The 7,052-nt window shown below is 60.4% G+C and carries 6 protein-coding genes; 4 read left to right on the top strand and 2 right to left on the bottom strand.

All coding sequences use genetic code 11. From position 1 onward, the window contains the following. Window positions 1-185 precede the first annotated feature (185 nt). Both trmB and AB5405_RS09350 read right to left on the bottom strand, forming a co-directional pair. Window positions 186-1,034, bottom strand: a complete 849-nt coding sequence (gene trmB, locus AB5405_RS09355) for a tRNA (guanine(46)-N(7))-methyltransferase TrmB (RefSeq protein ID WP_368138289.1) — start codon at window positions 1,032-1,034, stop codon at window positions 186-188. A 118-nt stretch (window positions 1,035-1,152) separates the two neighbouring features. Next, window positions 1,153-2,025: a class I SAM-dependent methyltransferase gene (locus AB5405_RS09350; RefSeq protein WP_022094355.1), complete on the bottom strand. Its 873-nt coding sequence runs from the start codon at window positions 2,023-2,025 to the stop codon at window positions 1,153-1,155. A gap of 267 nt (window positions 2,026-2,292) precedes the next feature. Between AB5405_RS09350 and AB5405_RS09345 the strand changes: the two genes are divergently transcribed. The 4 genes from AB5405_RS09345 to AB5405_RS09330 all read left to right on the top strand — a co-directional run bounded on the left by AB5405_RS09345 (window position 2,293) and on the right by AB5405_RS09330 (window position 6,797). Beyond that, window positions 2,293-3,015: a helix-turn-helix domain-containing protein gene (locus AB5405_RS09345; RefSeq protein ID WP_195919581.1), complete on the top strand. Its 723-nt coding sequence runs from the start codon at window positions 2,293-2,295 to the stop codon at window positions 3,013-3,015. Then, window positions 3,015-3,914, top strand: coding sequence for a DUF4097 family beta strand repeat-containing protein (locus AB5405_RS09340; RefSeq protein ID WP_368138288.1), 900 nt, complete (start codon window positions 3,015-3,017; stop codon window positions 3,912-3,914). Before AB5405_RS09345 ends, AB5405_RS09340 begins: the two co-directional genes overlap by 1 nt. 99 nt (window positions 3,915-4,013) lie before the next feature. Further along, on the top strand, window positions 4,014-5,921 hold the full coding sequence (locus AB5405_RS09335; protein ID WP_368138287.1) for an elongator complex protein 3: 1,908 nt from the start codon (window positions 4,014-4,016) through the stop codon (window positions 5,919-5,921). Continuing rightward, on the top strand, window positions 5,922-6,797 hold the full coding sequence (locus AB5405_RS09330; protein ID WP_368138285.1) for a spermidine synthase: 876 nt from the start codon (window positions 5,922-5,924) through the stop codon (window positions 6,795-6,797). It abuts the gene before it with no gap. Window positions 6,798-7,052: the final 255 nt, after the last annotated feature.

Raw genomic sequence — 7,052 nt, 5'->3', positions numbered from 1 at the left:
ATTACGAGCTCCTGTGCGAATTGGAGAGAACGCTCCCGCAAACTGCCTCTTGACAACTTATAGGAGCGTCGGTTTTAGTTTTCGTTATGCGGGTTGTGCGTGGCCATTGCGAAAAAGTCTACTCACTTAGGCTCGAGGGTCGTTCGTTGGCGCCTATTCGCGCTTGTTTGCCGACGTCGCGACCATCAGAAGCCCCTGGACTCTTGCGGCAGGCGTTTCTTGCCTTTGCGGGCACGGTTTCTAAAGTTCTCGACGGCCTCTTCCATGCCCAGAGGTACATAGGTGAGCTCATCGAGGTTGTCGGGCAGGTAGCAGGCAAGGCTTTGCTCCTGCGCGCGGCCCGTCGCGAGCTGTTCATCGCTGGGCTGCGCTCCAGGTGTGGCGCAAATGCCATAGACGGCGGCACCCATCTCGCGCGTGCGGCGCTCGTACTCGGTCTCGGGATGCTCGGGATGGTCGCGGCGGACGTCGTCGCTTACCCAAAGCGTATCGTAGCCGGCCGCGGCAAACTGTCCCAGGGCGTAATCGCGCAACGGCTTGCTATCGGTGCGCAGTGTGACGGTAGCGCCGGCTGAAAAGAGCGGGCGGTAGAGCATCAGATGGTCGACATGGACGAGTCGTTTTTTAGCGTACTTGGCCTTGGGCTGCGGCGTGGGAAAGTTAATGGTGATGGCATCGAGCTCGCCTGCGGCAAACAGCTGTGGCAGCGATGCGGCGCCTCGGGGCAGGACGAGTGCGTTGGATAGCCCCTGTTCGCAGATTTTCTGCGCGGCATAGGCAATGCAGATGGGCTCCTGGTCCATACCGATAAAGAGGGTGTTTGGCTCGTGGGCCGCGCGCTCTACAAGGTACGTTCCCTTGCCACAGCCAAGATCCAGGTGAAGGTGCTCGAAGGGCTTGCTGCCTGCGGGCGCACAGGCCTTGCGCCAATCTCCGGCATAAGCCTCGGGGTTTGTCTCAATCGCATCGGCGTAGCGTTCCAGGCGCTCCTCGAGCACAAAGTTCTTAGGCGTGCGAACGTGGACGGCTCCCATGAGGCTCCTTGGTCATAAGTATGGAACGCATAGCTGCACGTTCCGTCAATGGATTGAAAAAGGGCGGGCATAGTTTGCCCGGAAGATGCGGTGCGGCTCGGCGGCGAGTCGTCGATGCCTACAGGCGCTTGAGAATCACATAGCGGTTGAGCTCGCCGCTACGACCGTCGGCATGGAAGCGCTCAAGCTCACGCACGGGGACCTCGCCGCTCTTGTAGAACGTACGGACGCCGCGCACCAGGTCGGTGATCTGCTGATCGTCAAAGTGATGGCAATAGCGGTAGGCGTGGCGGTCGTTTTGCCAGCCAATGAGGTGGTCGCCGGCTTCAAACTGGGCGGAATCGTAACCCTCAAACGGCGGGGTGAGCTCGGCGCGGGCTTCGGCGCGAACAGCCTTGCGCGCCATGCGCTCGTCGTTCATAAACTCCCAAAAGCTGATGGCGATGATGCCGCCCGGGCGCGTCTGGCGCACCAGAGCGTCGAGCACGCGTACACGGTACTCGCACGACGGCACATGGTGCATAAAGCCAAAGCAGACCGAGATGTCGGCGAGCGGGGCGTCGAAAAGCACGTCGGGCGTCTCGGCGGGGTTGAGCTTCATAAGGGCGTCGAGCACGTCGAGTTCCTGGAAGTGCAGGTTGGGAATGCGCAGCGCGTGGCCATGTGCATCGATGGCCAGGTCTTGGCACGAGTCGACACCATAGAACTCAAACGGGCAGCTGGCATCTGCCGAGGGGTTTGCGCCATCGACGCCCTTGGCGGCAAGTGCGCCGCCGGCGGCAAAGTTCTCGAATCGCATATTGCCGCAGGCAAGATCGAAGACGCGGACGGGATGCTCGATCGTGGCGACGTCGAGCTGTTCGAGCGCGATATCCATGGTGCGTACCCAGCCGGGCCACGGGGCCTGGCGCGTATCGGAAAAGGAAGCGGAGTGCTCGCGATAGAACGTGTTGTTGAGCTGGATGAGCGATGAGGCGAAATCGCGGTTCACGGCGCAGAACTCCCTCCGTTGGCGGTGCGGAATAAACAGTACGACCATACTACCGTTAACGCCGCAACGGGGACAACCAAGCTACGGGTCATTGCTTTGTTTGGACACATTTCCGCAGCTCATATGCGCCCGCAACCGCCGGTTGTCAAAAATCTCACTAGAATAGGTGGCATGCTTTTGGCGGTGGCGGATAGATTTTTAACTGTGCAAGGCGCCTTAAGAACAAAAGCGGTCCGGCGGTACGGCTGGCATCACATAGGAGGAACCATGAATGTAGAAACTGCGCAGCGGCTCGCCGACCTTCGCCGCAGCAAAGGCTTTAGTCAAGAAGGGCTGGCACGAAAGCTGGGACTGTCGCGCCAGGCGGTCAGTAAATGGGAGCGCGCGGAGAGCTCGCCCGATACCGAGAACCTGATCTCGCTCGCCAAACTCTATGGTGTGAGCCTGGACGAGCTGCTCAATCCGAGCGACGAGATCGAGGACGATATCGAGTTTGAGAACGAGGACCGCGCTCGTCAGCGCGAGGCCGAGGCGGCGGAACGTGCCCGCACCCATGAGGCAGCGGCGCGTGCGACCGAGGCGGCAACGCAGGCAAGTGACGCGGCAGCCAAGGCGGCGCAGGCGGCAAGCTGGAGTGCGCAGGCTGCCAATGCGGCGACGGCTCAGGTGACGGGTACCGGTGCGGCTGGTCCGACTCCGGTGAAGGGTCCGTTCCAGTCATTCCCGTATTGGGCCGTGTGCTGGCTGCTGTTCTTTTTACTGATGTTCCTGTTTGGTGCCGGCCCCTTTGCTGCGCTGATCTTCTTCACGATTCCCATCTATCACTGGGTGGCGCGTGCACTCGATGGCGATTGGGCGCGCGGGGATATTCAGGTTGGTCCGGCACCGGTGGCGGTCAGGGCCCAGGGGAAGGATACTTCTGCGGAACCTGATGCTGACGTGGCTACCGCGGCCACCGCTGAGCCATGTGCCAAAGAAGGTGACGAATGATGAAGCTTTCGCATGAATCCAAGCTGCGCCTGGGCGTCGGCATCGGAGCGTTTGTACTGATTATCGGGCTTGTTTTTGGCGTTTCGCGGACTTTGATTCATTTTGATGGCCCGTGGGATCTCGACGATGTTATACCCGGCTTGTCCGGTATGGACGACGTGGTTGATGACGACGATTTTATGAACGATGGCGGTAACTATTCCGCTCGGCCTCAGCAGCTTTCGTGTACGACCTTTGATGCCGATGAGTTTCGCTACCTCGATTTCGATATCGATGCGGCTACGGTGGACGTCAAGGTTATTGATGGTAACAAGGCTCGCGTTATCGAGCGGGGACGCGTTGCCAATGGTATGGATGCCTCCAAGGCCGCGACGCAGAACATCGCATCCGTCGAGGACTCGACGCTCAAGGTTTCCCAGTTTGGAAGTGATGACGGTAAGGCAATCGATCGCTCAGTTACGGTCGAGCTGCCGCGCCGTGTTGCCGAACATCTGAAGGGAGTCAACGCGCACGTGGGCTCGGGTGATCTGCAGATTGTCGGTGTCATCTGTGATGGTTTCGACCTTTTCCTGGGTGCGGGAGATGTAGAGTTTACGGGCAGCGTGACTGATGCGCTCAGTGCTGAGGTCGGTTCGGGCGATGTGACGTTCGAGCTCTACCAGGCCCCCGCGAAGTCGATGGACGTGAGTGTGGGCTCGGGCGATGTGGAGATGATGGTTCCGAACTCGACGGGCTTTAAGGCGAGCCTCACCTTGGGTAGCGGTGACTTCGAGAGCGATTTCCTTCCGCTTGACTACGACGGCGAGACCATTTTGAATCTTGAATTCGATAACGGCGATAAGTCTGCTACGTATCGTTTTGAGGTCGGTTCGGGCGACATGTCGTTTGATTCGGAGTAGTGAGGCAGACGAAAGCCTGGGCGAAGATATAGACGCGCTGTTTGATGAAGGCGCCGAAGCCGAGATCGGCTCCGGCGCCTTTACCTTTACAATGGGGACATGGAACAGATTATCTTGAACATACTCGAGGCCCTGCGTCGCGGCGAGACCGTGGACGACAAGGCGCTCGTCAAACTGATACATGCCGAGGCGCGCCGTGAGGGCGCCGACAAACGTGACCTGGCCAAGCGCCGCCTGCTGCCATTCTGCCAGCGGGTTAAACGCGAGGAGCCGGCTCGGTGGGCTGCGTGGAATGTCGATTCCGATCTGGAACGTCAACTGCTGCAGGTCCTGCGCATGAAGCCTCGTCGCACGGCTTCGGGCGTGGCGACCATTACCGTTATCACCAAGCCCTGGCCGTGCTCGGGCGATTGCCTGTTTTGCCCCAACGATCTGCGCATGCCTAAAAGCTATCTGCATGCCGAGCCGGCGTGCGCCCGTGCGGAGCAAAATTGCTTTGACCCGTATCTGCAGGTGAGTGCCCGTTTGACGGCGCTTTCGCAGATGGGGCATGCGACCGACAAGATTGAGCTCATTGTGCTTGGCGGTACCTGGAGCGACTATCCGGAAGGCTATCAGACATGGTTTATGTCTGAGCTCTTCCGTGCGCTCAATGATGATGCGGTGGCGGGCGTGGCGGCAAATCCCATGTTGGCGCGCCCGGGCATCAGCCGTGCCGAGGCAGGGCGCCTGCTCGATGACGCTCCCGCCGATGCCCTGCCGCCGGTGGTAGCAGAGCGCCGCGAGCGCTATCGGGCAGCCGGCATTGCGACAGACGAGGCTGAGCTCGCTGACGGCGTTGTCGACGAGCAAGGTCGTGTGGATGCTGCCGTGGGTGGCTATAACCGCGCGGTGCGTCGTCTGTACGGCCCCGGCACGCCGTGGGGCCAGGTCGCCGAGTGGCAGACGGCAACGATGGAGGAGCTTGAACGTCAGCAGCGCATTAACGAGACGGCGAAGCATCGCGTGGTGGGGCTCGTTATCGAGACGCGTCCCGATGCCGTAACGCCGCAAGCCCTCACGCTCATCCGTCGCCTGGGCTGCACCAAGATTCAGATGGGTATCCAGAGCCTCGACCAGCACCTGCTCGATATCAACGAGCGTCGAATTTTGGTGGCTCAGATTGAGCGCGCGTTTTCGCTTGCACGCCTGTTCGGCTTTAAGATCCATGCGCATTTTATGCTTAACCTGCTGGGCGCCACGCCGGAGGGGGACAAGCGCGACTACGAGCGCTTTATGACCGAAGGGGCCTTTATGCCCGATGAGGTCAAGGTCTATCCGTGTGCGCTCATCGAGGGCTCGCGTCTGGTGGGCTGCTACGAGCGTGGCGAGTGGCGTCCTTATACCGAGGAGGAGCTGCTCGATGTACTGGCCGACGACATCGTGGTGACGCCGGCGTTCTGCCGTATCAGCCGCATGATCCGCGACTTTAGTTCCGACGACATTATGGTGGGCAACAAGAAACCCAACCTGCGTCAGCTCGTTGAGAACCGCCTGGCTGCTCGGGGTGACGGTGCGACGGTGCGCGAGATTCGCTATCGCGAGATCAGTACGGCGGGTGCCGACTTGGATGAGCTATCTCTTGATGAGGAAGTGGCGTACGAGACGCCGGTGACTTACGAGCGCTTTTTGCAGTGGGTGACGCCGCAGGGCAAGATCGCGGGCTTTTTGCGGTTGTCGCTGCCCGACCATTCGTTTGTTGCCGCGCATGCGGACGAGTTGCCGACGTCGCCGGACGAGGCGATGATTCGCGAGGTGCACGTGTATGGCATGGCGGCACGCGTGGGCGACCAGGGCCAGGCGGCGCAGCATCACGGGTTGGGGCGTTTGCTCGTAGAGCGTGCGTGCGAGATTGCCCGGGATGCCGGCTATGCGCGCATCAACGTGATCAGCGCGATCGGTACGCGCGAGTACTATCGCCATCTTGGATTTTATGACCATGGTCTTTATCTGCAAAAGGAGCTCTAGATGAACAAGCCGAGTGTTTCTGCCGGCGTCGTTGCCGGCGTTGCTCTGGGAGCCGCGGCGCTTGGTGCGGCCGCTGTCGCTGTTCGTGCTGCCTGTCTGCAGGTTGCGCGAACCCGCAATGGGTTGGCGCGTGTGAAACGCGTGCACGACGAGGGCGGCGACGAAGTCCGCGTATTGGTGCAAGGCGGCGTCTACCAAAGTGCGAGCTACGTTGGCGACCGCTGGGCGGAGCCCGTCTTTGCGTACTATCGCGCGTTTGACGACGTGTTTGAGGCCGAGGATGCGATGCGCGACGCTTATGGTCACGGTATCGACCGCATGCTTATGCTCGGCGGCGGCGGGTTTGCCTATCCTAAATTCGCCCTGATGTCGCACGAGGGCTTGCGCATGGACGTCATCGAGTATGACGGAGAGATTACGCGTCTGGCGCGCCGCTGGTTTTACCTAGACGAGCTGGAGCGCGCGGCGGGCGATCGCCTGCGGGTGATAACCGCTGAGGCTCGCTCGTATCTGGGTGTGACGAGCGTGGGCCATCGTCGCTACGACGTGGTCGTGAGCGATTGCTTTGGCGGTGCCGAGCCCGTGCGCGAGCTGGCGACCGTTGAAGCGCTGCGCCTGGTGCGGGGCGGCCTGAACCCCGGGGGTATCTACGTGGCCAATATCGTGAGCGCAAACGAGGGGAGCGATGTGACGTTCCTGCGCGACTGCGCTGCCACGGCACTCGAGGTATTCGTCCACGCCTGGGTGGTCCCATGTGGCGATGCGAAGTTTGGCGGCGAGGAAAACTACCTGCTCATCGCCAGCGACGGCGACTATGCCTTTGCCGAAGCCGTGCCCTTCGACACCGACTTCCTCGGCACTGCACTCCACGACTAGCATTGGGAGTAGTCAATTTGTGACGGGCTCTATGGTTTTGTCAACCATGCGCTTCATCTATTTTCAGCATGACGCATCTGGACGCCCGGTGCCAACTCGCTTCTTCTTCGGTTGATTCCGCCCGCTAGGCCAAAAATGTCATTGGAAGTGCCAAATGAACAAGCAAGCCACTACGCAACTGCACATCTATTCCGCCTTTTTCGTTCTCGCGGGATTTGTTTTAAATCGGGGAGTGTTTCTACTTTTCCTTGCGGA

It is taken from the genome of Collinsella aerofaciens (genome assembly GCF_040920445.1).
In the GTDB taxonomy this organism is placed as follows: Bacteria; Actinomycetota; Coriobacteriia; order Coriobacteriales; family Coriobacteriaceae; genus Collinsella; species Collinsella aerofaciens_BH.
Note: the sequence above shows the minus strand (reverse complement) of the source record. Positions and strands in the feature narration are given on the sequence as shown.